Genomic DNA, 23975 nt, shown 5'->3' on the forward strand with positions numbered 1-23975 from the left:
CCGGATGCAAGCCGCGAGGCCGCGTCGCTCCGTCGCGCGGCACCTTCGCGTCGGGGTTCCGCGCGGCGGGTCCGGGCGCGGCCCGGAAGGCCCTCCCGAAACGGCCCGCCCCCGATCGGCTCTGGCCCCGATCGGCTCTGGCCCTGACCGGGTCGGGTCGGGTCGCCGGGATGGTCACCAGGGCGGCCCCGGCCCTGCCCGGGACGGGCCCATCGCGGGCGCGGGGGCCAGCCCCGAATCAGGCCGGATCGGGGAGATGGGGATCCCGGGGGGGTGTTGCGCGAATCGGGCACGCAACGCTCGTTGCTGTCAGGAGCCGGAAAGGTTTGGGCGGCATTCTGGCCCCCGACGCGATCACCCGACCGCATCCGCCAGACCCAAAGGAGCCGCCATGACCACCGAGACCACGACCCGCCTCGCCCTGCCCCTGATCCAGCCCGGCCAGGCCCAGAAGCACGTCACCCACAACGAGGCCCTCCAGGCCCTCGACGCCGTGGTGCAGCTTCGCCTCCTGTCGCTCGGCGCGACCGAGCCGCCCGCCGCGCCCGCGCCCGGCGATGTCCACGCCCCCGGCGAGGGCGCCTCCGGCGCGTGGTCCGGCCAGGAGGGCCGGCTCGCCCAATGGGACGGCACGGGATGGCGGTTCCTGTCGCCCGAGGAAGGGTGGCGCGCCTGGGACGTCGCCGGCGGCGTGCTGCGCGCCTGGACCGGCGGCGCCTGGCGCCCGGTCGTGCCCGACCTCCGTGACCTCGATGGCCTGGGCATCGGCGCCGGCTACGACGCCGAGAACCGCCTCGCCGTCGCCGCCTCCGCCACGCTCCTCAGCCACGCGGGCGCCGGGCATCGGCTCAAGGTGAACAAGGCCGCCCCCGAGGACACGGCGAGCCTCGTGTTCCAGTCCGGCTGGACCGGCCACGCCGAGATGGGCCTCGCGGGCGGGCTCGACTTCACGCTCAAGGTCGGCGACGGCGCGACCTGGACGCCCGCGCTCAGCGTCGCCCGCGACACCGGCATCGTCACGCTGCCGCAGGGGGCGACGGTGAACGGCCCGCTGAACGGGACGGCCGTCCAGTCCACGCCCGCCGACGGCACCCCCGGCCGCGTCCTGACCGTCGGGGCCTTCGGCCTCGGCGGCCCCCTCCCCGCCGTCGGCGGCATCTCGGTCACCGACGGCTCGCTGGTCCCGGGCCTCTATGCCTACGACTCGTCGTCGGGCAGCTCGGGCGGTCCCGCCGGGGTGGTGCGCGCGACGGTCCTGCACGCCCGCCGCGGCGGCGCTGCCGGCGAGACGCAGCTGCTCATCGTCGAATCCGGCGCCACCGGCGTGCCGCCCGGCCTCATCTTCGGCCGGGCCCGCAGCGGCGCGGGCTGGGGCGCCTGGACCTGTGGCTCGGTGCTGGACAGCGTCTCGGGCCCCACGGGCCGCAGCCTGCGCCAGCAGGACGGCACCCAGACCTGCTGGCACACCCTGAGCACCTCCACCGCCGGCGAGGTGACCTGGGTCTTCCCCCAGCCCTTCGTCTCGACCGCCGGCCTCTCGGTGCTGCTGTCGGTCAACAGCGCGTCCGTGATCACGTTGTCGCCGCGGCACTGGAACAAGTCGGCGACGCAGGTGGGGATCTCGGTGACGAACACGTCGAGCGTCCGGGTCGCAACCACCGTGGACGTGATGGCCATCGGCCGGTGGTTCTGACATCGCCGCGATTTTCCGCGCGGGGCGCCGGGGACGGGTTTTCCCCCCGCGCGGCAGCCGCTAAGGGAGGAACGGGGCCGACCGCCGGGCGCGGACGGCCCCATGTCAGGGGGCCAAGGGACCGCATGTCGACACGTCTGCTCCGCCTCGGCGCGGGAATCGTCCTGAGCCTCGCCCTGGCGGGCTGCGGCCTGCCGCGCGGCGCGGGCTTCGAATCCGAGGTGCTGGGCTCGCGGCCCGGCGCGCAGGATCCGGCCGCCCGCGACTTCGCCGTGGAGCCCGTGACGCGCGAGCGGCTTGCCCGCTACGCCGCCTGGCCCGCCCCCGCCGCGCCGACCCTGGGCTGGCTCGCCCGGCAGGACGGCCCGGCGAACCGGATCATCGCCCCGGGCGACGTGCTCTCCATCACGCTCTGGAGCACCGAGGAGAACTCGCTCCTCACCGCCCCCGGCGAGCGGGCGATCAACATGCGGGCGGTCACCGTGTCCTCCACGGGAACGGTGTTCATGCCCTACGTGGGCGACATCAAGGTGTCGGGCATGAGCCCCGACCGCGCCCGCGAGGTCATCGAGGGCCGCTTCGTCGAGGTCTCGCCCTCGGCCCAGGTCCAGCTCGAGGTGGCCGAGCCCCGGGGCAGCCTGGTGAGCCTGGTCGGCGGCGTGAGCAAGCCGGGCACCTACCCGTTGCCGAACCAGGCCTACAGCGTCCTGTCCCTGATCGCCGAGGGCGGCGGCGTCCCGGACGACCTCAACAACCCGCAGATCCGCCTGATCCGGGGCGACTCGATCTACGGGACCTCCGTGGAGCGGCTCTTCGCCAACCCGTCTCTCGACGCCACGCTGCGGCCCGGCGACAAGGTCCTAGTGCAGGAGGACGACCGCTACTTCCTGTCGCTCGGCGCCACCGGGGACGAGGCCGTGAACCCCTTCCCCAAGGACCGCCTCAGCGCCATCGAGGCGTTGTCGCTGGTCGGCGGCGTGAGCGACAACCGTGCGAACCCCAAGGGCATCCTGGTGCTGCGGACCTACCCGGCCTCGGCCGTGCGGACCGACGGCAGCGGCCCTTCCAAGGAGCGCGTGGTCTTCACGCTCGACCTCACCTCGGCTGACGGCCTGTTCAGCGCCGGGCAGTTCGAGATCCAGTCGGGCGACCTCGTCTACGGCACCGAGAGCCCCATCGGCTCGGCGCAGACCATCTTCTCGATCCTGGGCAGCGGCTTGGGCGTGTTCACCACTGCAGGCCTGATCAACAACGAATGACAGCACCGCCGGGCGCGCGCGCCCGGCGCCCGACCCGCGACCAGGGAGGCCGCCCGTGATCGTCCTTCGCAACCTGACCAAGACCTTCGTCGTCGAGGGCCATCGCAAGACGGTGCTGCGCTCGGTCAACGCCGTTTTCCCGTCCGGGGTGTCGATCGGCCTCCTGGGCCGAAACGGCGCTGGCAAGAGCACGCTGCTTCAGATGATCGCCGGCTCGCTCGACGTCACCTCGGGCGAGATCCTGACCGACGGCCAGATCTCCTTTCCCGTGGGCTATGCGGGCTCGTTCCACCAGGACATGACGGGGGCCCAGAACACCCGGTTCACGGCCCGCATCTACGGCGTCGATACCCAGGCGCTGATGGATTACGTGGAGGATTTCGCCGAGCTTGGTCCCAGCTTCCACCTCCCCGTGCGGACCTACTCCTCGGGGATGCGGTCGCGGTTGGCCTTTGGCGTCTCCATGGGACTCGACTTCGACACCTACCTCATCGACGAGGTGACCGCCGTGGGCGACGCTTCCTTCAAGAAGAAGTCGCGCCGCGTCTTCGAGGAGCGGATGGAGCGTGCGGGCTCGCTCTTCGTCAGCCACTCGCTCGGCATGGTGGAGGCCATGTGCCAGGCGGGTGCCGTGATCGAGAACGGACGGCTGCACTACTATGAAGACGTCAAGGAGGCGATCGCGCACCACCTCCGCAATCTCGACGTCTGAGAGGGGTCCCTCCCGCGGCGGTCGGGAGGGACGGCCGGGGCCTCAGCCCTGCATCTGCCGCTGGAAGCTCCGCAGCATGACAAGATGGGTGTCGATGCCGGTGACGCCCACCATCGCCGCGCCACGCGCCATCGGGTCCTGCCCGCTCTCGGCGTAGCTCGCATGGATCGGGCGGGCCTCCTCGTGGCCGGCGATCTGCGCCTCCAGATAGGCCATGTCAAAGGCATCGCCCTCGGCCGCCTGGAGTTGGGCGAGGATCGCCGCATGGTCCTCGCGCAGCGGCACCGGCGCGCCGTTGGCGCCGAAGGCGGTCGAGATGGCCTGCTGCTCGGCGACCTCCAGGGCCGCGAAGGCCCGGACGTTGTCGCTCACGCCCTTCTCGACGGCGAGCTGGCTCGTCTGGAGCAGGAAGGTCCCGCCCTCCAGCGCCGGGAGCTTGGCCTCCTCGATGGCGGCGGGCGCGGTCTGCGCGACGGCGAGGCGCGTGGCGGGCAGGAGGCTGGCGATGGCGACGCCGCCCACGAGAAGTCGTCTGCGGTCCATGATGTTCTCCCTGGATGGAAACCTCGCGGGAGAACCCCGCATCCCGGCCGCCGGTTCCGCCGCTCGTTCGGGCATCCACAGCTCAGGTCGCATCGTTCGACAGCACTTCCAGCGCCGCATCCCTTGGGGATTCGGCCAGACGGCCCCAGAGCGCCTCGATGTCGGAGCGGCCTTGGGTCGCGCGCTCGTGAAGGGCGGTGCCGGAGTAGTCGAGCGCCTTGAGCGCGCGTTGGTGCGCCGGCGGACGATGGATCAGGTGCAGGAGGATGGCCGACGGCTCCTCGGGGCGGGCGGCGCGGCGCAGGTCCCGTTCGCGGGTCAGCGCCTCGATCCGCTTGCGCGCCTGCATCGCGAAGGCGAGGTCCTGCGCCCGCGTGGCCGCCCCATCGAGGCTGCGGGGACGGTCGCCCATGGGCGCGTAGAGGTCGGAGGCCACCACCAGCAGCGGGGCGCCCAGCGGCCCCGACAGCACGCGGTCCAGAGGCAGGTTGTTGGCCAGGCCGCCGTCCCAGAGCAGCCGGCCGTCGATCTCCACGGGGGGGAACAGCGGCGGCAGGGCGGTGCAGGCGAGGATGTGCCGCGCCCCGATGCGGTCGCGGCCGGTTTCCCACCAGACCTCCTCCCCGCGTTCGAGGTCGAGGGCGAAGCAGGCGAAGCGGCCCGGCGCGTCGTTCAGCCGGTCCCAGTCCACGAGCCGGTCCAGCGTCGCGGCGAGCGGCGCGTGGTCCTGAAGGGACACGTCCGGCGGCATGAGCGGCAGGATCGACAGGAGCCCCGGCGCGCGCAGGTGCGACAGGAGCCCCGGCGCGCGCAGGTGCGACAGGCCCGGCCGCCCGGCCAGCAGCGCGGCGACGCCGTAGGCATTGCTCCAGCGCGCGCGCAGCGCGTCCGGCATCCAGCCCAGCCAGCGGCCGTCGGCCTGCCCCGTCCGGGCCCAGAACTCCCGCAGGCGGTCGAGCCGGGTGGCGGGGGGATTGCCCATCAGGATCGCCCCCGTCACCGCCCCGATGGAGCAGCCGACCACGCGGTCGGGCTCGACGCGGGCGAGCAGCGCCTCGGCGACGCCGAGGTGGTAGGCGCCGAGGGCGTTGCCGCCGCCCAGCACGAGAGCCGTGCGGAAGCCGTCCGCGAGAACCCGATCCGTCATGCCCGCACCCCTTTCGCACCCGCAGCGAAACGGACGGGAGCGGTGGAAGTTCCGGGCGAGGGACAGAGTCGCGGCCCGGAGCGGCGCCGGCATCGACGCGGCCGGGCGAAGCCGACGGACGCCGCGCCGCCGGGGGTCCGGGCGGCGACGGTCCGCGCGCGCGGGGCCGCGACGCCCCCCGAGACGGGGGGCGCGGTCGGCTGCTGCGATTCCGTCCGGCCCCGCCACGAGCGGAGGACGAACGGCCGACGATTCCTTGGCCATGTCAAAACCTCCGGGGGGACCACGTTCGGCCTCCATCCTACCCGGAAACGGTTAAGGTCCGGTTACCCCCGCCCCCGCGCCGCGCCCCCCGATCGCTAAGATTGTTCGGACCTGCGGCGGGGCCGGGACCGGACGGGAGGGCGGAGGGACGGGGACGGGACGAGGCGGCGGGCCGAGGCGGCGGGCCAAGGCGGCGGGCGGGCCGCGCTGGGGGCGTGATGGGATGCATCAGGGCCCCGGCCCGGCGTTGAGGGTTTCGCGGCAGGCGCGGCCTCACCGGGCCGGGGTTCCCCTGGCGTCCGGCGGCGCGGCAGGCCAATCACGACGCATCGGGCCGGGGGGCGCGAATCGCGGCGCGGACCCCTCGGGCCCGCCAGTCCCGTCCGCCGGCCGCGCCCGTCGGTCCCGTCCGCTCATAGAGAAGGATCATCCCCGAATGAAGGCCAGGCTCGGTATCTCCCCCATCTGCTGGTGGAACGACGACCTTCCCGAACTGTCCGACGACGTGTCGCTGGAGGAGTGCCTGCGGCAGGCTGCCGAGGCGGGCTATTCCGGCATGGAGACCGGACGGCGCTTCCCGATGAGCATGGCCGAGCTGGGGCCGGTGCTCGACCGCCACGGCATCCGCGTGTGCGGGGGCTGGTTCTCGGGGACCGTGCTGGAGGGCGACCTGGAGGAGAACAAGGACCGCATCGGCCCGCAGATGGAGCTGTTCAAGGCGGCGGGCGCCCCCTGCATCGTCTACGGCGAGGTGGCGCGGTCGATCCAGGGCGACCGATCAAGGCCGCTGGCGACGAAGCCCAGGCTCCTGGACGACGAGATGAGGGCCTATGCCCGCCGCATGACCCAGTTCGGGGAATGGTGCGCCGGGCAGGGGATGCCGCTGGCCTACCACCACCACATGGCGGCGGTGGTGGAGACCGAGGCGGAGCTCGATGCCTTCATGGCGAACTCGGGCGAGGGCATCCCTCTCCTCTATGACGCGGGGCACATGGCCTTCGCGGGGGGCGACGTGCTGCGGGTCATCGACAGGCACCACGCGCGCATCACCCATGTCCACACCAAGGACGTGCGGAGGGAGGTGATCGACGCGCTGGACCGCGACCGCGAATCGTTCCTCGACGCCGTGGTGAAGGGGGCCTTCACGGTGCCGGGCGACGGGAGCCTGGACTTCGAGGCCATCGTGAGGCGGCTGGCGAGCCATGGCTACGAGGGCTGGTTCGTGGTGGAGGCCGAGCAGGACCCGAGGACCGCCCCGCCGCTGCCGATCTCGGCCAAGGGGAACCGGGAGCTGCACCGCGTCCTCGGGCTGGCGGGCTATGAGGTGGTGGCCTGAGCCTCGCCCCGCGCGCCGGGCCCCCTCGACGGGATACGGCGCGTTGCACGGCAAGGTTGCATAGGTTAACGCGCGCCCCGCGGGATTGTGTCCTTTTCAGGGCAATGGGACCGAGGCCCGGTCCCGCTGCCGAGGGAGGCGCCCGTGACCCTTCAACCCGCCCGGAGCCTGTCGCCCGACCCCGGCCCCTCCGCCGGGGGGCTGTCGGACTTCGAGAGGGAGGTGCTGGACCTGCGCCCCGCGCTCTGCGCCTTCGCGCGGCGGCTGCAGCGGCAGGAGGCCGACCGCGAGGACCTGGTGCAGGACACGATCCTGAAGGCGCTGGCGGCGCGGGGGCGCTTTCGCGAGGGGACCAACCTCAAGGCCTGGCTGTTCACCATCATGCGGAACTCGTTCAACACGCGCTGGCGGCGGTCGCGCCGGGAGACGCTGCCGGGGCCGGAGACGATCGCGCTGGAGGCCGTCACCCCGGCGACGCAGGCCACCGACCTCTGGGCGCGCGAGGCCTTCGCCTGCCTCCTGCGCGACCTGACGCCCGCGCACCGGGACATCCTCATCCTGATCCCGGTGATGGGCCTGGGCTACGAGGAGGCGGCGGAGGTCTGCGGCTGCTCGGTGGGCACGATCAAGAGCCGGCTGAACCGGGCGCGGCTGGCCCTGGCCGCGCTGGTGGACGGGGACCCGGCGTGAGGCGGGGGGGGACCCGGCGGCCGGCCCGGCGGTCAGACTGTCGGGGCGACGTCGCCCGGGGCGTCGTTGGCGTCGAGGTGACGGCCCTCGTGCGAGAGGTGCAGGTAGTTCGGGTTGAAGAGGCTCGCGGCCATGAGGGCGTCGATGTCGGGGATCGTCATGACGCGGTTGCGGATCTCGACCAGACGCTCGTCGCGGATGGCCTGGAAGGTGCGGCTGACATGGACGGTGCTGAGGCCGGCGATGTCGGCGATGATGGCCTGGGTGAGCGGGAACTCGCAGCTTTGGCCCCGCGCGCGGCCGGCGGCGCGCAGGCGCAGGAAGATCTCGCACAGGAGGTGGGTGATCCTCTCGAAGGCGGTGCGGCTGCCGAGGTTGAGCAGCCATTCGCGCTGGATCGCCATGGTCACGAGGGAATCCCACCAGAGGGATTGCAGGAGGCGCGGATGGGCGAGCGTCGCCTCCTCGAAGGCGTCGCGGGTGATCTGGGCCAGGGTCAGCGCCGTGATCGCGCCGACGAAGTGGTCCATCTCGCGCAGGACGAAGACGTTGAGGTCGCACAGGTCGCCCGGCAGGAACAGGCCCACGACCTGGCGCCGCCCGTCCTCGAGGTGCTTGTAGCGGCAGGCCCAGCCATCGACCACGAGGCGGATGACGCGGGGCTCCTCGCCCTCGCGGATCACGTCGTCCTTGGCGGCGAAGCGCTGCACCTTCTCGGCGCAGAGGCGCTGGACCGCGGCCCGGTCCTCGGCCGACAGGCGGGCGTAGTTGTCGAGCCGTCGGATGAGCGGGTTGTTCGACGGGGAGGCTGGCGCGACTGGCATAGGGCCCGACCCTTTCACGGATGCGTGCCCGGTGACTTTAACCTATGTTGCGCGGTGGGTCTTTCCAGCCGGGGCAGCGGGCGGCGGGAGGGCGGGGCGTGAACGCGCGGCCCGACAGGCGCGGGAGGGCGGCGGGCCGGGAAGGGGCCGCGCGCGAGGATCGGGCGGCCGACCTGGAGGCGCGGCTGGAGATCGCGCTGGATCTCGCGGGGCTCTGCACCTGGGACTGGGACCTGACCACCGGCGAGGTGGCCTGGTCGGAGGGGCATTTCCGGTTGCATGGCTACGTTCCGGGCGAGGTCGCGCCGAGCTACGAGGCCTGGGCCGCGCGCGTCGATCCCGAGGACCTGCCGGCGACGGAGGCGCGACTGCGGGCGGCGCGCGACGAGGGGCTTCCCTACGAGGCCGAGTTCCGCGTGCGGGCGGGGCCCGGCGAGGTTCGCTGGTGCCGCGCGCGGGGGCGGTTCCTGCGCTCGGCGGAGGGACGGCCGCTGCGGATGATCGGGGTGATGCAGGACATCACCGCCCTGCGCGAGGCCGAGGCGCGGCAGCGCGAGCTGCTGTCGGAGCTGCGGCACCGGGTGCGCGGCAGCCTTGCGATGATCCGGTCGGTCCTGCGGCGCAGCGCGGCCACGGCGACCGGGAAGGAGGCCTACCTGACCCATGTGGAGGGCCGGATCGACGCGCTGACGCGGGTGCAGGCCGCCGTGTTCCGCTCGCCGGGGGCGGAGCTGGAGTCGCTCCTGCGCGACGAGATGCAGGCCGCCGCCGTCGGGGCGGACCGGCTGCGCCTGTCGGGCCCGGAGGTGCGCCTGCCAGTCCGGGCGGCCGAGCTGCTGGGCCTTGCCTTCCACGAGCTGGCGACGAACGCGCTGAAGTTCGGCGCGCTGGCCAAGGCCGAGGGACGGCTGGCGGTGGAGTGGACGGTGGACCGGGGTTCGCCGCCGCGGTTGCGGCTGTCCTGGACCGAGTCGGGGGGCGGCCGTCGCGCGCCGCCGCGCCGCCGGGGCTTCGGGACGGAGCTGCTGGAACGGACCCTGCCCTACAGCCTGGAGGCGCGGGTCGCCCTCGACCACCGGCCCGAGGGAACCCGCTGCACGATCGAGCTGCCCCTCGGCGGCTGATCGGGGCGGAGCGGACGGCTTGCGCCGGGCGGGGCTTCGCGCCACGACTGGCGGGACCGCCCCTGCCCCGGACCTCCGACGTGCTCAGCGACCGCAAGAACCAGCATCTGGACATCGTCCTCGACGGGCGGGGGCGCGGGGGCGCGCGGACGGGGCTCGACGGGGTGGCCTTCGCCCATGTCGCCCTGCCCGAGCTGCACATGGACGCGATCGACCTGTCCACCACCTTCCTGGGCCGGAGGATCGCCGCGCCGCTGCTGGTCAGCTCCATGACCGGGGGGCCGACGCGGGCCGAGGCGATCAACCGCAACCTCGCTCGGGCCTGCGCGGCGCTGGGGCTGCCCTTGGCCGTGGGCTCGCAGCGGGTGGCGCTGGAGGCGGGGGGCGAGGCGGGGGGGCTCGGGGCGGAGCTGCGGCGGATCGCGCCCGCCATCCCGATCCTCGCCAACCTGGGGGCGGCGCAGCTCAACACCGGGTTCGGGGTCGAGGAGGCGCGGCGGGCGGTCGGGATGATCGGGGCGGACGCGCTCATCATCCATCTGAACCCGTTGCAGGAGGCGGTGCAGCCCGAGGGGGACCGCGACTGGCGGGGGCTGCTGGGCCGGATCGAAGGGCTGGCGCGCGCCCTGCCCGTTCCTCTGGTCGCCAAGGAGGTCGGCGCGGGGCTGTCGGGGGCGGTGGCGCGGCGGCTCTGGGACGCGGGCGTGCGGGTGCTGGACGTGGCGGGCGCGGGCGGCACGAGCTGGGCCGCCGTGGAAGCCGAGCGGGCGCGGAGCCCCCGGCAGGCCGCCGTGGCGCGGGCCTTCGCGGGCTGGGGCATCCCGACGGCGCAAGCCATCGCCGAGGTGCGCGCGGCCTGCCCGGAGGCGGTGGTCATCGGCTCGGGCGGCATCCGCGACGGCGTGGACGCGGCCAAGGCGATCCGGCTGGGCGCGGACCTCGTGGGGCAGGCCTCGGGCGTGCTGGAGGCGGCGGTGCAGTCGGAGGAGGCGGTGGTTGAGCACTTCGCCACGGTGATCGACCAGTTGCGGGTGGCCTGCTTCTGCACGGGGTCGGCGGACCTCGCGGCGCTGCGGCGGGCGGAGCTGCTGGGCTAGGCCAGCGCGCGGGCGGCGCGGCGGCCCGAGAGCACCGCGCCTTCGAGCGTGGCGGGCAGTCCGGTGCGGACATGATCCCCCGCGAGGACGAGGTTGCGCCAGCGGGTGCGGGTCGGGGGACGGAGCGCCGCGCCTTGGGGCGACTGGTCGAAGGTGGCGGCGCGTTCGCGCAGGAGGCGCTGGGCCTGCGGCTGGGCGGCCCCGAGGTCGAGCGCGCGGGCCACCTCGGACCAGAGGAGGGCCAGCGACTCGTCGCGGGGCATGGACCAGACGCGGGTCGCCTCGGCGGCGGAGACCGTGACGGAGAGCACGTCGCCGCGCCGGAACAGCCACTGCGCCTGCGCGCCGAGGAGGCCGAGGAGCGGCGGCACGGCGGCGGCAAGCGCGGGGTCCACGCGGAAATGGGCGTTGAGGATGGCGAGGCCCGGCGCGGGGCGGGGCAGGTCCGGCAGGAGGTCGGCCAGCGCGGCGGGCGGCACGGCGAGGACAACGGCATCGCGGGGGCCGAGGGAGACGCGGGGGCCATTGGCAAAGGCCAACGCCTCGGCGCGGGTGGGGCCGAGGGCGATTCCGGCGAGGGGCGCGCGGAGGCGCAGCTTGGCCCCTTGCTCTTGAAGGCGGTCGATGGCGGGGTCGATGAGGGCATCCCCCAGCCCCTCGGGGGCGAGGACGGGGCGGCAGGCGGCCTCGCCACGAAAGAAGCTGCGGAGGAGCGCGGCGCGCAGGAGGGCGGCGGAGCCGGTCTCGGGCGGGACGTTCAGGACGGCGGTCGCCATGGGGTCCCAGAAGGCCCGCCACATGGGGCCCCGGTCGCGGACGGCCTGGGCGACGGTGCGCGAGCGGGGAGCGGCGAGGAGGCCCGCGACCCCGGCCAGGGCTGAAAGGGGCGTGGCTCCGGGCGGGCGGGCGTCGGGCCGGAGCGCGCCGAGCGGCGAGCGGGGCACGCGGACGGTCCAGCGCGCGCCGGTGGCGAGGTCGGCGAAGGGGAAGGCGGCCTCGGGCAGCGTCAGGAGCCGGTCGGCCGCGCCGATGCGGGCGGCGTGGGACAGGACGGCGGCGTTGCCCGACAGGATCAGGTGGTTGCCGTTGTCGATGCGCCGGTCGAGCGCGGCGTCGTGATAACTGCGGCAGCGCCCGCCCGGCTTGGGCGAGGCCTCGTGCAGCGTCACGCGCCACCCGGCCGCCTGAAGATCGAGCGCGGCGGCGAGCCCGGCGAGGCCCGCCCCGACGACGTGCGCGTGGCGGGAGGTCACCGTCCGACGAGGCTCCCCGCCGCGCAGGCGAGCCCGTCCGCCGCCTTGCGCCAGCCGGGGCGACGCTCGGGCGGGCGGGTCCAGTCGGCCTCCATCTCGGCCAGGAGGCGCTCGTAGGGACCCATCATCATCAGGGCGGGGAGGACGCGCAGCCAGGGGTGGCCCGGCCGGGCGGCGCGGGCGCGGGCGAACTGGGCGCGGGCCAGGGTGCCGAGCTGGCGCCGCGCCTCGGGCAGGGCCGGGTGGGCACGGGCGAGATGCGGGTCGGGCGGGATGCCCGTCGCCTGGAGCACGGTGCAGGGAAGGTAGAGGCGGCCGAGGCCGGCGTCCTCCTCCACGTCGCGCAGGATGTTGGTGATCTGCATGGCGCGGGCCAGCGACAGGCCGAAGCGGCGCGAGGCGTCGCCGCGCCACGCGCCGAAGACCCGCATCGACAGGAGGCCCACCGCGCCGGCGACGCAGCGGACGTAGCGTTCGAGGCGGCGCGGGTCGGGGGCGACCATGCCCTCGGCGTCCATCCGCATCCCTTCGAGGATCAGGTCGAACTCGTGCCGCGGGAGGGCGTAGGCGGCGACGGCGCGGGCCAGTTCCTCGCCCACGGGGGTGCGGGGGGCACGCTGGAAGACGCGGGCGACCTCCTCGGACCAGAGGGCCAGCGCCTCGGCCTTGTCGGACGGGGAGAGGGGGCCGTCGGCGATGTCGTCCACGACGCGGCAGAAGGCGTAGACGGCGAAGATCGCCTCGCGACGCGCGCGGGGAAGGACGCGCATCCCGGCGGCGAAGGAGGAGCCGGATTCGACGACGATGCGGCGCACCTCGTGGCGGGGGGCGAAGTCGGCGAGGACCGGGAGGGCGGTCACGCTTGCTCCCTTCGGGCCGGGGCGGGGCGGGCGCGCGGGGCGAGGGCGGCCCAGGCGCCGAGGAGGCCCGCGTGGGCGAAGTCGGCGCGCGTGGGGGCCACGCGCCCTGCCAGGGGGTCGGCGCGGCGCAGGTGGCCGAGGAGGCGGCGGGCGAGGGAGAGGATCGTGGCGGATTCGCCCGCGAGGCGGCGCGAGGCCAGTGCACCGGGCAGGTCGCGGGCGCCGTCGAGCAGCGTCGCGCAGCGGTCGAGCGCGCGGTCGGTGGCGCGGCGCAGGCCGGGCGTCATGCGGGGGGCGGCGAGGTCGTCGGGCGTGGCGCCTTCCTCGGCCAGCCAGTCGAGGGGGAGGTAGTGGCGGCCGAGGCGCAGGTGGTCGTCCTTGAGGTCCTGGAGGTGGTTGAGGACCTGGAGCGCCGTGCAGAGGCGGTCGGAGAGCGGGCGGGCCTCCGGCCCCTCGCCGTGGAGGTCGAGGAGAAAGCGGCCGACGGGGTTCGCGGAGTCCTCGCAATAGGCGAGGAGGTCGGCCCAAGTGTTGCAGGGCTGGTTCCGGGCGTCGCGGCGGAAGGCGGCGAGGAGTTGGCGGGCGTAGCGGGCGGGGTCCGGGTGCGGGGCGAGGACGCGGCCCTCGGGCGAGCCGTCCGAATCGCCATCGAGTCCCCGTTCGTGCCATGCGAGGCGGCGGAGCTTGTCGTCGGTCGAGAGATGGGGGTCGTCGGCCACGTCGTCGGCCGCCCGGGCGAAGCTGTAGAAGGCGTGGACCGTCGCGCGCAGGTCGCGCCGGATCAGCAGGGAGCCCACGGGGAAATTTTCGCCCCGGCTCATGCGGATGGCCGCCTTGCGAACGATTTTACTAGGTGACGGGCACGCATCGCGATTTAGTTCCATCCGCAGGGGAAGCGGGCCGCAGGTCCCGCTCGTGACAGATTGGGGTCCGGCGGTGGTTTGGCAAACGAAAAGCGCGTGGGGGGTGGCTCTGGCGCTGCTCCCGGCGTTGCCCGGCGGGGCGGCCGACCTGCGGATCGAGGTCGAGGGGCTGCGGAACGCGACGGGGACTGTCTATGCCGCCGTCTGCGTGGAGGAGGACTTCCTCAAGCCGGCCTGCGATCATTTCGGCAGCGCGCCGGCCTCGGGCGGGGTGGTGACGGTGACCGGGGTTCCGCCGGGGACCTACGCCGTGCAGGTGGTCCACGACGAGAACGACAACCGGACGCTCGACCGGCCGGGGTTCCTGCCGACGGAAGGAATGGGCTTCTCGCGCGATGCGCCGATGCGGTTCGGGCCGCCGCGCTGGGGGGACGCGGCCTTCGCGCTCCCCGAGACGGGGGCGACAGTGAAACTGACGATGAGGTATTTTCAGTGAGGATGGGACGGCGGATGGCTGGTCGCGGGCGCCGGGTCGTGGTGATCGGGGCGGGGCCGGGGGGCCTCGCGGCGGCGATGCTGGCGCGGGCGGCGGGGGCCGAGGTGACGGTGCTGGAGCGCGCGCCGCGCGTCGGCGGGCGCACGGCGGCCATCGAGCAGGACGGGTTCACCTTCGACACCGGGCCGACGTTCTTCCTTTACCCGGAGATCCCGCGCGAGATCTTCGCCGCCTGCGGCTTCGACTTCGACGCCATGGTGCCGATGACGCGGCTCGACCCGATGTATCGGCTGCGGTTCGAGGACGGGCGGACCTTCGACGCGACGCCGGACGTGGCGCGGCTCAAGGCCGAGGTGGCGCGGATCGACCCGGAGGACGCGCGGAACGTCGAGGCCTACCTCGCCGACAACCGCGCCAAGTTCGAGGCGTTTCGGCCGGTGCTCCAGAAGCCGTTCCTGGGGCTCGGGGCCTTCGCGGACGTGGCCATGGCGAAGGCCCTACCCCACCTGCGGCCCTGGGCCACGGTGGACGCGGACCTGAAGCGGTGGTTCCGCAACCCGGACACACGGCTCGCGTTCAGCTTCCAGTCGAAATATCTGGGGATGTCCCCCTTCAAGTGCCCGTCGCTGTTCACGATACTGGCGCACATCGAATACGGGCACGGGGTCTGGCACCCGATGGGCGGCTGCAACGCCATCCCGCGCGCCATGGCGGAGTGCCTCGCGCGGATGGGCGTCGAGGTGCGGCTGTCGGAGCCCGTGGAGGCGATGACGTTCGATGGCCGTCGCGCGACGGGGGTTCGGACGGCGAAGGGAAGCTACGGCGCCGACGCGGTGGTGGTGAACGCCGACTTCGCCCACGCGATGCGGAGCCTCGTGCCCGACGCGCTGCGGCGGCGGTGGACGGACGCGAAGATCGACTCGAAGAGCTACTCCTGCTCGACCTTCATGCTTTATCTGGGCGTCGAGGGGACGTTCCCCGAGATGGCGCACCACACCATCCACCTGAGCCGCGACTACGAGCGCAACATCCGCGAGATCGAGGCGGGACAAGCCCCGTTCGAGCCCTCGATCTACGTCCAGAACGGCAGCGTCACCGACCCGTCGCTGGCCCCGCCCGGCCATTCGGCGCTCTATGTGCTGGTCCCCGTGGGCAATCTCGCCACCGGGACGGACTGGCGGGCCATCGCCGCGCCCTACCGCGAGGCGGTGCTGGATCGGCTGAAGGTGCTGACCGGCCACGATCTGCGGCCGCTGATCCGCACCGAAAGGATGGTCGCGCCGCCCGACTGGCGCGACATGGGCATCCACCACGGGGCGACGTTCAACCTCGCGCACAACCTGGGACAGATGCTGCACCTGCGGCCCCGGAACAGGTTCGAGGATCTGGACGGCGTGTATCTGACGGGGGGCGGCACCCATCCGGGGAGCGGGCTGCCCACCATCTTCGAATCGGCCCGGATCGCGACCAAGCTGCTCGCGAAGGACCTGGGACTGGATGCGGGCCGCGTGCCCGAGAGCGCAATGGCGGAGGCGGCGGAATGAGGATCGGCGGGACGGGGATCATCGGCGGGGGCCTGGGGGGGTTGGCCGCCGCCTGCACGCTGGCGGCGCGGGGGCACAAGGTCACGCTGCTGGAGAAGAACGCCTGGCTGGGCGGCAAGGCCGCCGTGCTGGAGGACGGCGGCTTCCGCTTCGACATGGGGCCGACGATCCTGACCATGCCGCGCGTGCTGGAGCGCATCTTCGCGGAGGCCGGGCGGGAGCTGTCAGACTACCTGACGCTGGTGCGGCTCGACCCGCAGTGGCGGTGCTTCTACGACGATGGCACCGTGCTGGACCTGCGGGAGACGGAGGCCGAGGCGCGGGCGGCGATCGGGGCGCTGAGCCCCCGCGACACGCGCGGCTTCGACGACTTCATGGCGGTGGCCAAGCGGCTCGCGGACGTGTCCGACAGGTTCTTCTTCTGGAAGTCCGTCGAGGACCTGAAGGACACGATGAACCTGAAGGCCAACATGAGCCTGAGCACGCTGTCGGACGTGCTGTCGCTGCGGATGCACCGGACGGTCGCCGGGCAGATCAAGAGGAACATCGCCGACCCGCGCGTGCGGCAGATGCTGGAGCACTTCATCCAGTATGTCGGGAGCAGCCCGCTGGGCGCCCCGGCGGTGCTCTGCGGGATCGCGCAGATGCAACTCGGCGAGGGCGTCTGGTATCCGATGGGCGGGACGCGGGCGGTGCCCGTGGCGCTGACGCGGCTGGCCGAGGAGCTGGGCGTGGACCTGCGGACCGGCGTGGACGTGACGCGCATCGATACCGAGGATGGGCGCGCGACGGCCGCCGTCACGGCCGAGGGCGAGCGGCTGGAGTTCGACCGCATCGTGTCGAACATGGATTCGGTGCGGACCTACCGGGAGCTGGTGGGCGGCGCGACCTGGGACAGCTTCTCGCGCGGGAGGACGCGCGAGGCGGCGTGCTCGGGCGTGGTGCTCTATCTCGGGCTGCGGAAGGCCTACGATCATCTGGCGCACCACAACTTCGTCTTCTCGCGCGACCCCGAGGAGGAGTTCGGCGCGATCTACGACCGGGGCGAGCCCGCGCCGGACCCCACGGCCTACATCGCCGCCCCCGCGCGGACCGAGCCGGGGGTCGCGCCGGAGGGGGGGGAGGCGCTCTATGTGCTGGTGCACACGCCCTACCTGCGCGACCGGCACGACTGGTCGCGGATGCTGCCGGAGTATCGGCGGGTGATCCTCGACAAGCTGGGCCGCGCGGCGGGGATGGGCGACCTGGAGGAGCGGATCGTGGTGGAGCGGACGCTGACGCCGCAGGACATCCACGACCGCTACAAGGTGCTGAACGGGGCGATCTACGGGTTGGCCTCGCACGGGAAGGTGATGGGGGCGTTCAAGCCGGGGAACCGCTCGCGGCAGGTGCGGGGGCTGTATCTGGCGGGCGGGTCGGCGCATCCGGGGCCGGGGATGCCGATGGCGCTGATGTCGGGATGGATCGCGGCGGACACGTTGCATCAGGACGCGACGGCCAACGCCCCGGTCGTCGCCGCGCAGTGAGCAGGCGGCTCCAGCGCGGCGCGGACCCGGTGGCGTTGCGGCATCCCGGGATGACGCGGTTCTTCGCGGGCGTCATGGCGCGGCAGATGGCGGGGGCCTTCCGGGCCGTGCGGCTGGCGCGGCCGGGGGTGCCGGAGCTGCCCGAGGGGCGGCCGGTGATCGTCTACACGAACCACCCGTCCTGGTGGGACCCGGCGTTTGTCATCGTGCTGCATTCGCGGCTGTTCCCCGGACGCGAGGGCTATGGGCCGATGGAGGCGGCGATGCTGGAGCGCTACGGCTTCTTCCGGCGGATCGGGTTGTTCGGCGTCGAGGAGGGGCGCGTCGGTGCGGCGCGTTTCCTCGCGACCTCGGGGGCGATCCTGGCGGACCCGCGCCGGATGCTGTGGGTCACGGCGCAGGGGCGCTTCGCCGACCCTCGCGAGAGGCCGCTGGGGCTTCGACCCGGCGTGGCGCACCTGATGGCGCGGGTGCCGGGCGCGGTCGCGGTGCCCTTGGCGCTGGAGTATCCGTTCTGGAGCGAGAAGCGGCCCGAGGCGCTGGCCGCCTTCGGGACGCCGCAGGAGGGCGGGGGCGACGCGGCCGCCTGGGGGCCGCGGCTGGAGGCGGCGCTGGGGGCGACCTGCGACCGGCTGGCGGCTCTGGCGCAGGCGCGCGATCCTGGGGCTTTCGGGAACGTGCTGGCCGGCAAGGCGGGCGTGGGCGGGATCTATGGAGCGTGGCAGCGGCTTCGGGCGCTCGCCCGAGGCGAGCGGCACGTGCCGGACCACATGGCGGAGGGCGGGCGATGATGCTGGAGCTCGCGATCCTGTCGCTGCTGCTGGCGGGGCTCTATGCCGGGATGACCTTCGCCAACCTCCGGGCCTACCGTCCGCCGCCGGCATCGAGGGGTGGGCTCCGGCAGGTCTCGGTCCTGATCCCCGCCCGCGACGAGGAAGCGAACATCCGGCCGCTGCTGGAGACGGTGCTGGCGTCGAAGGACGTGGAGCTGGAGGTCGTCGTGCTGGACGACGACTCCTCGGACGGGACGGCCGAGGCGGTGCGGCGGTTCGCGGCGGCGGACTCGCGGGTGCGGCTGGTCAGGGGCGCGCCGCTGCCGCCGGGCTGGATCGGCAAGTCGCACGCGTGCTGTCAGCTCTCTCTCGCGGCGCGGCATTCGCTGCTGGTCTATGTGGACGCGGACGTGCGGCTGCACCCGGAGGCGCTGGCGCGGCTGGCGGCCTTTGTGGAGCAGGAGAGGCTGGGGCTGGCGAGCGGCTTCCCGCGCCAGATCACCGGGACTCTGGGCGAGAAGGTGGCGATCCCGCAGATCTTCGTGGTGCTGCTGGGCTACCTGCCGTTGGGCCTGGCGCGGCGGCAACCGACGGACCCGCGCTTCGCCGCCGCCTGCGGCCAGGTGCTGGCGGTCACGCGGCCCGCCTATGACGCCGCCGGAGGCCACTCGGGCATCCGGCGGTCCATCCACGACGGGCTGAGCCTCGCGAGGGCGGTGCGGCGGGCGGGCTTCGCGACGGATCTCTGCGACCTGACGGGGCTGGCGAGTTGCCGGATGTATCGGACCTGGAGCGCGCTCTGGGCCGGGTTCTCCAAGAACGCGCGGGAGGGGATGGCGACGCGGACGGCGCTGCCGCTCTGGACGCTGCTGCTGGGGGGCGGGCACCTGCTGCCGCTCCTGCTCCTGCCCTGGGCGGATGGGCTGGCGTCCCGGGCCGCGCTGGCGGCGGCGGTGCTGGCCTGGGCGGCGGCGGCGGCGACGGCGCTGCGGATGCGGGCGTCGTGGGTGTCGGTGGTGCTGCACCCGGTGGGCGTGGCGGTGACTCTGGCGATCCAGTGGAGCGCCCTCCTGCGCGGGCGGCGGCGAAGCCCGGCGGTGTGGCGCGGGCGCAGCTACGACGTATGAGCGGCTTTCCCTGGCACCGCGTCTTTCATCCGCTCTGCGGCGCGGACCCGGTGACGCTCCTGCGGTTGGTGGCGCGGAACGGGCCGCCCTCGGCGCGGGGCTGGCCGGCCTACGCGGTGGCGCTGGCGACCTCGGTCGTGCGGCTGCCCTTCACGGTGGCGGACCTCGCGCTTGGGGCGGCGTGGCCGGCGAGGGTCGCGCCGCCGGTGTTCATCGTGGGCTATCCGCGCAGCGGGACGACGCACCTGCACAACCTCATGGCGGCCTCGGGGGCCTTCGCCACCGCGCCGCCCGTCCTGGCGGCGATGCCGTGGGAGCCGCTGACGCTCGCCCCCGTCGCCAAGGTCTTCATCGACCCCTACCTGCCCCGCACCCGGCTGATCGACGGCGTGGCGATGGGGCCGGAGGCCCCGACCGAGGACGAGGTGGGGCTCGCGAACCTCGGGATGGGCAGCTACTTCCACGCGGTCTACTTTCCGCGCCGCTTCGCGAAGGACTACCGCGATGGGCTGGCCGGTCCCGCCGGTCCCGAGCGGCGGCGGGCGATCCGGCGCTATGTCCGGGCGCTGGCGCGGCGGGCGAAGGGACAGCCGCTGCTGCTCAAGAACCCGGCCTACACGGCGCAGGTGGGCGTGCTGCTCGACCTCTTTCCGGGCGCGCGGATCGTCCACATTCACCGCGACCCCCGCGCGGTCTTTGCTTCCTCGCGCCGGGCGCTGCGGCGGACCATGCGGGAACTCGCCTTGCAGGACGTGCCCGAGGAGGAGATCGACGCGGCGGTGCTGGAGACCTATCCGCTGGCGATGCGGGCGCTGCGGGCGCAGACCGCCGCCCTGCCCGCCCGGCAGTTCGCCGAGGTGGGCTTCGAGGAGCTGGTCGCCGATCCGCGCGGGGTCCTGCGGCGGCTCTGGGCGCGGCTGGACCTGCCCGCGCCGCCCGACGCCCTGGCGCGGATCGACGCGCATCTGGCCGAGGTCGCGGGGTTCCGACCCGAGGGGGCGCGACTGGGGGAGGCCGAGCTGCGCCGGCTGGGCGCGGCCTGGCCGGAGGAGCTGGCGCTTTATGGCGGGCCTAGCGCAACAGGAACCGGATGATCCGCTGGACGGTCGCCCCGAAGGGCGGGCGGCCGAGGCGGGCGGGCATAAGCCTTGACGCGACCATGACGCTGCGCGGGCGGGTGAAGGCGCGGAAGCCCTCCTCGCCGTGGTAGGCGCCCAAGCCCGACTCGCCCGCGCCGCCGAAGGGGAGCGTGTGGGCCGCCACCTGAAGGAGCGTGTCATTGACCAGCGCCCCGCCCGAGCGGACCCGCGCCACCACGCCCTCGCAGGCCGCGCGGTCCTGCCCGAACACGTAGAGCGCCAGCGGACAGGGCCGGGCGTTGGCGAAGGCCTCGGCCTGCGTCAGGTCGTCGTAGGGGATGAGCGGGAGGATCGGGCCGAAGATCTCCTCGCGCATCAGGGGCGAGTCGGGGTCCGCGTCGGGGACGGCCCAGGCGCCGAGCCGGGGGGCGAGCGGCATCGGGTCCATCAGCGCCACCGCGCCCTGCATCCGCAGGAGCCCAAGGAGGCGCGCGTGGTCCTGGGGCCGCAGGATCGCGGCGTAGTCCGCCCCGTCCGGGTCGGGGTAGAGCCGCTGCGTGGCGGCGCGGAGCGCCTCGACCACCTCGGCCATGCGGGCGCGGGGGACGAGGGCGTAGTCGGGGGCCACGCAGGTCTGCCCCGCCGAGAAGAGCTTGCCTGCCATCAACGCCCGCGCGGCCTGGGGCAGGTCGGCGTCGGGGAGGAGGATGGCGGGAGACTTGCCGCCGAGCTCCAGCGTGACGGGCGTCAGATTGCGCGCGGCGGCCATCGCGACCTCGCGGCCCGTGCGGGTGGAGCCGGTGAAGAACAGCCCGTCGAGCGGCAGGTTGCAGAGGGCGCGGGCGAGGGCGGGGCCGCCCTCGACCACCTGCACGAGGTCGGAGGGCAGCGCCCGGCCCAGCACCTCGGCGAGGAGCGCCGCCGTGCGGGGGGTGGCCTCGGACGGCTTGAGGATCACGCGGTTCCCCCCGGCCAGCGCGGCGACCAGCGGCAGGAGCGTGAGCTGGATCGGGTAGTTCCACGGGCCGAGGATCGCGACGCGGCCCAGCGGCACCCTCTCGACCCGGCCCGAGGCGCCCAGGAACTCGGGCGGCAGGCGGACGCGGCGGACCTTTGTCCAGGACGGCAGGCGGCGCAGCGTCCAGTCGGCGTGGGCGAGGACGAGGCCGACCTCGGCGAGCATCGTCTCGGCGCGCGGGCGGCCACCGAAGTCGGCGTCCACGGCGCGGGCGAGATCCTCGGCGGCGTCGCGGGCGGCGCGGCGCAGGGCGGTGATGTGGGCGCGGCGGGCGGCGAGGTCGGGCGGGTTGCCGTGCAGCGCCTCGAAGGCCATGCGGGCCTGCTCTGCCGCGTTCGGTCCCCTGCCGCCGTCCATCCCGGTCCCCTGCCCCGTTGGCCCGCGACCACGCTAGGACCGGCGCGGCGGAACGGCAACGGCGGCGGCCCGCCCGTTTCGACGCGGGGCCGGAACCGTCACCGCGCGGCGACGTTCCCTCGGCCTAGGCGGTCCGGCTGGCCTCTCGGCCCCGGCCCCCGCAACCAGAGGGATTTCTCCATGGGAATGTTCACTGCCGACATCGAGACGCTGGACGACCTCTTCGTGCACCAGCTTCAGGACATCTACTACGCCGAGAACCAGATCACGAAGGCGCTGCCGACGATGATCGCCAAGGCGACCGACCCCGGCCTGCGCGCGGGCTTCGAGCAGCACCTCGCCGAGACGCAGAACCAGATCAAGCGGCTGGAACAGGTGTTCCAGATGCACGGTCACGAGCCCAAGGCGGTGGACTGCCCGGCCATCGACGGCATCATCAAGGAAGCCAACGAGACGGCGGGCGAGATCGCCGACAAGGAGGTGCTGGACGCCGCGCTGCTCGCCTCGGCGCAGGCGGTGGAGCACTACGAGATCACCCGCTACGGCACGCTGATCGCCTGGGCCAAGCAGCTTGGCCGCAACGACTGCGCGAGCGTTCTCCAGCAGAACCTCGACGAGGAATACGCGACCGACAAGAAGCTGACGGCGATGGCCGAGGCCAAGGTCAACGCCCGCGCCGCCTGATACGGGCGACGGGACGGGATGGGGGCCGGCGGAGCGATCCGCCGGCCCTTCGTCGTTACTGGGTACCTGTGCCGGGCTCGGACATCTTGCGGTGCTGCTCGGCCAGCATCCCGGCGGGGGTGATGTTGGCGATGGCCGACTGGAGCTTGTTCTTCCAGCCCGCCACCACGTCGCCGTCGCCGCGCATCATCGCATCCCAGCCGACCTTGGCGACCATGGCGGGGTCGTCCTTCTTGGCGGTGCCGACCTTGGTGTCCTCCATGTCGGCGCGCTCGAAGAACTCGGTCTCGGTGGCGCCGGGCATCAGGTCGGTGACGGTGATCTTCGTGTCCTTCAGCTCGTTCCGCAGGGCGAAGGCGAAGGAATTGATGAAGGCCTTGGTGCCGTTGTAGACGGCCTGGAACGATCCCGGCATGAAGCCGGCGATGGAGCCGGTGATGAGGATGCGGCCCTGGTCGCGCGCCCGCATGTCCTGGCCGACCTTGTGGATCAGGTAGATCGTGCCGGTCACGTTGGTGTCCACGACGTGGCGCGCGTCCTTGAACTCCTGGTCGAGGAAGGCGTGGCCGAGCCCGTGCCCGGCGTTGGCGATCAGCACGTCCACGGGCTGGCCCCGCGCGGCGGCGTAGAGCTTGTCCACGCCGTCGGTGGTGGACAGGTCCACCTCCACGGCCTCGACCTGCGCGCCCAAGGCGCGGAAGTCCTGGGCGGCCTGCTGGATCTCGGGCCGGTCGGCGGCGACGAGGAGGTCGTGGCCGTTCTCGGCGGCCAGCTTGGCGAGCTCGTAGCCGATGCCGGAGGAGGCGCCGGTCACGAGGGCGAGGGGACGGGGCATGGGGGAACTCCTGAACGGGGGCTGCCGGGGCGGCTATCCCGCCCAACGCCTCGGCTGGGCGGGCGTTCCGCCGGAACCGGGGCGAGGCGCGCGGGTTGGCGCGTCGAAGCACGACAGGAGCCCGATCATGGCCGAGACCACGACCGATCACGACACGATCCGCACATGGGCCGAGAGCAAGGGCGGCAAGCCCGCCGCCGTGGACCGGACCCACTCCGACAAGGACGTGGGGCTGATCCGCATCATGTTCCCCGACGCCCCCAACTCGCACCACGACAACCTCGTGGAGATCACCTGGGAGGAGTTCTTCGAGGAGTTCGACGCCAAGAACCTCGCGCTGCTCTTCGACGAGAAGAGCCTGTTCAACAAGCTGGTGGGGCGGGAGACGGCCGAGAAGCGGGAGGGCGGGAATCACCACGCCTCTCGCGGGTGAGGGGCTCTGCCCCTCGCCCCTTCGGGGCTTCACCCCGGGATGCTTGGGACCGGAGGAAGGGCCGGCCGCACAGACTAAATCCCCGCGAGGCCTCCGGGTTCACTCCCGGGCTCGCGGGGACCAGGGGCGCGCGAGCGGGAGCACCGGCCGCTATTTAGCGGGCTGGGTCTCAGTGGCATCGAGGGAGAACGCCCGTGGGGCGCCTCGGCCTCCCTGGCCGGGTATCTGGCCGCTCCTGGCCCATCGCGTTCGTTCGAGCCCTCCTTGCGGATGGGCGTCCCTTCGTCCTTGTCTCTCCTTTCCGCCCCCCGCCGTCGGGGCCGGCGTCTCCGCCCCTGGGGAGCGCCGGGCCGTGCGGCGGGGGAGCCGCTGCGTGTGGTCGTGCGGGGGAGAGAGTCGCACGCAGGCGTTAACAGGTGGTGTCAGCAACGAACGGTC

Annotated in this window: 23 protein-coding genes; 15 read left to right on the forward strand and 8 right to left on the reverse strand. The window is 73.6% G+C overall.

The window, feature by feature from the left end; all coding sequences use genetic code 11:
- Nucleotides 1-391 precede the first annotated feature (391 nt).
- The 3 genes from J2Z33_RS03610 to J2Z33_RS03620 all read left to right on the forward strand — a co-directional run bounded on the left by J2Z33_RS03610 (nucleotide 392) and on the right by J2Z33_RS03620 (nucleotide 3664).
- Nucleotides 392-1693 carry a DUF2793 domain-containing protein gene (locus tag J2Z33_RS03610; protein WP_209837975.1) on the forward strand — a complete coding sequence of 434 codons (1302 nt, stop codon included), beginning with the start codon at nucleotides 392-394 and terminating at the stop codon, nucleotides 1691-1693.
- A gap of 125 nt (nucleotides 1694-1818) precedes the next feature.
- Nucleotides 1819-2952, forward strand: a complete 1134-nt coding sequence (locus J2Z33_RS03615) for a polysaccharide biosynthesis/export family protein (RefSeq protein WP_209837976.1) — start codon at nucleotides 1819-1821, stop codon at nucleotides 2950-2952.
- Between the two features lie 55 nt (nucleotides 2953-3007).
- Nucleotides 3008-3664: an ABC transporter ATP-binding protein gene (locus J2Z33_RS03620; protein ID WP_209837977.1), complete on the forward strand. Its 657-nt coding sequence runs from the start codon at nucleotides 3008-3010 to the stop codon at nucleotides 3662-3664.
- 42 nt (nucleotides 3665-3706) lie between these two features.
- Here J2Z33_RS03620 and J2Z33_RS03625 read toward each other — a convergent pair whose 3' ends face one another.
- Both J2Z33_RS03625 and J2Z33_RS03630 read right to left on the reverse strand, forming a co-directional pair.
- The gene (locus J2Z33_RS03625; protein ID WP_209837978.1) at nucleotides 3707-4207 is read right to left on the reverse strand and encodes a DUF4142 domain-containing protein; all 501 of its coding nucleotides are present in this window, start codon (nucleotides 4205-4207) and stop codon (nucleotides 3707-3709) included.
- Between the two features lie 82 nt (nucleotides 4208-4289).
- Nucleotides 4290-5354, reverse strand: a complete 1065-nt coding sequence (locus J2Z33_RS03630; protein WP_209837979.1) for a patatin-like phospholipase family protein — start codon at nucleotides 5352-5354, stop codon at nucleotides 4290-4292.
- Nucleotides 5355-6054: 700 nt separating this feature from the next.
- Between J2Z33_RS03630 and iolE the strand changes: the two genes are divergently transcribed.
- Nucleotides 6055-6954 (forward strand): myo-inosose-2 dehydratase, encoded by a 900-nt coding sequence (iolE, locus tag J2Z33_RS03635; RefSeq protein ID WP_209837980.1) that lies wholly within the window; start codon nucleotides 6055-6057, stop codon nucleotides 6952-6954.
- Between the two features lie 144 nt (nucleotides 6955-7098).
- A complete protein-coding gene (locus tag J2Z33_RS03640) occupies nucleotides 7099-7644 on the forward strand; it encodes a sigma-70 family RNA polymerase sigma factor (protein WP_342454121.1) in 546 nt (181 codons plus the stop codon).
- Between the two features lie 32 nt (nucleotides 7645-7676).
- On the opposite strand, the gene J2Z33_RS03645 is transcribed toward J2Z33_RS03640, so the two are convergent.
- Nucleotides 7677-8468 (reverse strand): Crp/Fnr family transcriptional regulator, encoded by a 792-nt coding sequence (locus tag J2Z33_RS03645; RefSeq protein ID WP_209837981.1) that lies wholly within the window; start codon nucleotides 8466-8468, stop codon nucleotides 7677-7679.
- Between the two features lie 98 nt (nucleotides 8469-8566).
- Between J2Z33_RS03645 and J2Z33_RS03650 the strand changes: the two genes are divergently transcribed.
- On the forward strand, nucleotides 8567-9592 hold the full coding sequence (locus J2Z33_RS03650; RefSeq protein ID WP_209837982.1) for a sensor histidine kinase: 1026 nt from the start codon (nucleotides 8567-8569) through the stop codon (nucleotides 9590-9592).
- Between the two features lie 80 nt (nucleotides 9593-9672).
- On the forward strand, nucleotides 9673-10689 hold the full coding sequence (gene fni, locus J2Z33_RS03655) for a type 2 isopentenyl-diphosphate Delta-isomerase (RefSeq protein ID WP_209837983.1): 1017 nt from the start codon (nucleotides 9673-9675) through the stop codon (nucleotides 10687-10689).
- Here the strand turns inward: fni and hpnE are convergent.
- The 3 genes from hpnE to J2Z33_RS03670 are packed head-to-tail and all read right to left on the reverse strand — an operon-like array spanning nucleotide 10686 to nucleotide 13623.
- The gene (hpnE, locus tag J2Z33_RS03660; RefSeq protein ID WP_209837984.1) at nucleotides 10686-11942 is read right to left on the reverse strand and encodes a hydroxysqualene dehydroxylase HpnE; all 1257 of its coding nucleotides are present in this window, start codon (nucleotides 11940-11942) and stop codon (nucleotides 10686-10688) included. The genes fni and hpnE overlap by 4 nt on opposite strands.
- A complete protein-coding gene (locus J2Z33_RS03665) occupies nucleotides 11939-12802 on the reverse strand; it encodes a squalene/phytoene synthase family protein (protein ID WP_342454122.1) in 864 nt (287 codons plus the stop codon). The genes hpnE and J2Z33_RS03665 overlap by 4 nt, the downstream gene beginning before the upstream one ends.
- A complete protein-coding gene (locus J2Z33_RS03670; protein ID WP_209837985.1) occupies nucleotides 12799-13623 on the reverse strand; it encodes a squalene/phytoene synthase family protein in 825 nt (274 codons plus the stop codon). The genes J2Z33_RS03665 and J2Z33_RS03670 overlap by 4 nt, the downstream gene beginning before the upstream one ends.
- Nucleotides 13624-13768: 145 nt before the next feature.
- On the opposite strand from J2Z33_RS03670, the gene J2Z33_RS03675 reads away from it, so the two are divergent.
- The 6 genes from J2Z33_RS03675 to J2Z33_RS03700 are packed head-to-tail and all read left to right on the forward strand — an operon-like array spanning nucleotide 13769 to nucleotide 20225.
- Nucleotides 13769-14161, forward strand: coding sequence for a DUF2141 domain-containing protein (locus J2Z33_RS03675; RefSeq protein ID WP_209837986.1), 393 nt, complete (start codon nucleotides 13769-13771; stop codon nucleotides 14159-14161).
- A gap of 14 nt (nucleotides 14162-14175) precedes the next feature.
- Complete coding sequence (crtI, locus tag J2Z33_RS03680; protein WP_209837987.1) at nucleotides 14176-15705, forward strand: phytoene desaturase family protein; 1530 nt, start codon at nucleotides 14176-14178, stop codon at nucleotides 15703-15705.
- On the forward strand, nucleotides 15702-17231 hold the full coding sequence (locus tag J2Z33_RS03685; RefSeq protein ID WP_245218517.1) for a phytoene desaturase family protein: 1530 nt from the start codon (nucleotides 15702-15704) through the stop codon (nucleotides 17229-17231). Before crtI ends, J2Z33_RS03685 begins: the two co-directional genes overlap by 4 nt.
- A 50-nt stretch (nucleotides 17232-17281) precedes the next feature.
- Nucleotides 17282-18022, forward strand: coding sequence for a lysophospholipid acyltransferase family protein (locus J2Z33_RS03690; protein WP_209837988.1), 741 nt, complete (start codon nucleotides 17282-17284; stop codon nucleotides 18020-18022).
- Nucleotides 18019-19131: a glycosyltransferase family 2 protein gene (locus tag J2Z33_RS03695; protein WP_209837989.1), complete on the forward strand. Its 1113-nt coding sequence runs from the start codon at nucleotides 18019-18021 to the stop codon at nucleotides 19129-19131. Before J2Z33_RS03690 ends, J2Z33_RS03695 begins: the two co-directional genes overlap by 4 nt.
- A complete protein-coding gene (locus J2Z33_RS03700) occupies nucleotides 19128-20225 on the forward strand; it encodes a sulfotransferase family protein (RefSeq protein ID WP_209837991.1) in 1098 nt (365 codons plus the stop codon). The genes J2Z33_RS03695 and J2Z33_RS03700 overlap by 4 nt, the downstream gene beginning before the upstream one ends.
- Here the strand turns inward: J2Z33_RS03700 and J2Z33_RS03705 are convergent.
- A complete protein-coding gene (locus J2Z33_RS03705; protein ID WP_209837993.1) occupies nucleotides 20203-21585 on the reverse strand; it encodes an aldehyde dehydrogenase family protein in 1383 nt (460 codons plus the stop codon). The genes J2Z33_RS03700 and J2Z33_RS03705 overlap by 23 nt on opposite strands.
- 180 nt (nucleotides 21586-21765) lie before the next feature.
- Between J2Z33_RS03705 and J2Z33_RS03710 the strand changes: the two genes are divergently transcribed.
- Nucleotides 21766-22269 carry a YciE/YciF ferroxidase family protein gene (locus J2Z33_RS03710; protein WP_209837995.1) on the forward strand — a complete coding sequence of 168 codons (504 nt, stop codon included), beginning with the start codon at nucleotides 21766-21768 and terminating at the stop codon, nucleotides 22267-22269.
- A 55-nt stretch (nucleotides 22270-22324) separates the two neighbouring features.
- Here J2Z33_RS03710 and J2Z33_RS03715 read toward each other — a convergent pair whose 3' ends face one another.
- A complete protein-coding gene (locus J2Z33_RS03715; RefSeq protein WP_209837997.1) occupies nucleotides 22325-23104 on the reverse strand; it encodes an SDR family NAD(P)-dependent oxidoreductase in 780 nt (259 codons plus the stop codon).
- Nucleotides 23105-23231: 127 nt separating this feature from the next.
- Here J2Z33_RS03715 and J2Z33_RS03720 point away from each other — a divergent pair, with 127 nt between their 5' ends.
- Nucleotides 23232-23537: a hypothetical protein gene (locus tag J2Z33_RS03720; protein WP_209837999.1), complete on the forward strand. Its 306-nt coding sequence runs from the start codon at nucleotides 23232-23234 to the stop codon at nucleotides 23535-23537.
- The last annotated feature ends 438 nt before the right edge of the window (nucleotides 23538-23975 follow it).

The organism is Rubellimicrobium aerolatum (assembly GCF_017872975.1).
GTDB classification, from domain to species: domain Bacteria; phylum Pseudomonadota; class Alphaproteobacteria; order Rhodobacterales; family Rhodobacteraceae; genus Rubellimicrobium; species Rubellimicrobium aerolatum.

Coding starts and splice junctions, on each gene's coding strand:
- J2Z33_RS03670 (WP_209837985.1), bottom strand. CDS start 13,623: ATGAGCCGGGGCGAAAATTTCCCCGTGGGCTCCCTGCTGATCCGGCGC.
- J2Z33_RS03610 (WP_209837975.1), top strand. CDS start 392: ATGACCACCGAGACCACGACCCGCCTCGCCCTGCCCCTGATCCAGCCC.
- J2Z33_RS03645 (WP_209837981.1), bottom strand. CDS start 8,468: ATGCCAGTCGCGCCAGCCTCCCCGTCGAACAACCCGCTCATCCGACGG.
- J2Z33_RS03695 (WP_209837989.1), top strand. CDS start 18,019: ATGATGCTGGAGCTCGCGATCCTGTCGCTGCTGCTGGCGGGGCTCTAT.
- J2Z33_RS03700 (WP_209837991.1), top strand. CDS start 19,128: ATGAGCGGCTTTCCCTGGCACCGCGTCTTTCATCCGCTCTGCGGCGCG.
- J2Z33_RS03630 (WP_209837979.1), bottom strand. CDS start 5,354: ATGACGGATCGGGTTCTCGCGGACGGCTTCCGCACGGCTCTCGTGCTG.
- crtI (WP_209837987.1), top strand. CDS start 14,176: ATGGCTGGTCGCGGGCGCCGGGTCGTGGTGATCGGGGCGGGGCCGGGG.
- J2Z33_RS03720 (WP_209837999.1), top strand. CDS start 23,232: ATGGCCGAGACCACGACCGATCACGACACGATCCGCACATGGGCCGAG.
- J2Z33_RS03705 (WP_209837993.1), bottom strand. CDS start 21,585: ATGGACGGCGGCAGGGGACCGAACGCGGCAGAGCAGGCCCGCATGGCC.
- J2Z33_RS03690 (WP_209837988.1), top strand. CDS start 17,282: ATGACGCGGTTCTTCGCGGGCGTCATGGCGCGGCAGATGGCGGGGGCC.
- J2Z33_RS03685 (WP_245218517.1), top strand. CDS start 15,702: ATGAGGATCGGCGGGACGGGGATCATCGGCGGGGGCCTGGGGGGGTTG.
- J2Z33_RS03710 (WP_209837995.1), top strand. CDS start 21,766: ATGGGAATGTTCACTGCCGACATCGAGACGCTGGACGACCTCTTCGTG.
- iolE (WP_209837980.1), top strand. CDS start 6,055: ATGAAGGCCAGGCTCGGTATCTCCCCCATCTGCTGGTGGAACGACGAC.
- J2Z33_RS03625 (WP_209837978.1), bottom strand. CDS start 4,207: ATGGACCGCAGACGACTTCTCGTGGGCGGCGTCGCCATCGCCAGCCTC.
- J2Z33_RS03615 (WP_209837976.1), top strand. CDS start 1,819: ATGTCGACACGTCTGCTCCGCCTCGGCGCGGGAATCGTCCTGAGCCTC.
- J2Z33_RS03715 (WP_209837997.1), bottom strand. CDS start 23,104: ATGCCCCGTCCCCTCGCCCTCGTGACCGGCGCCTCCTCCGGCATCGGC.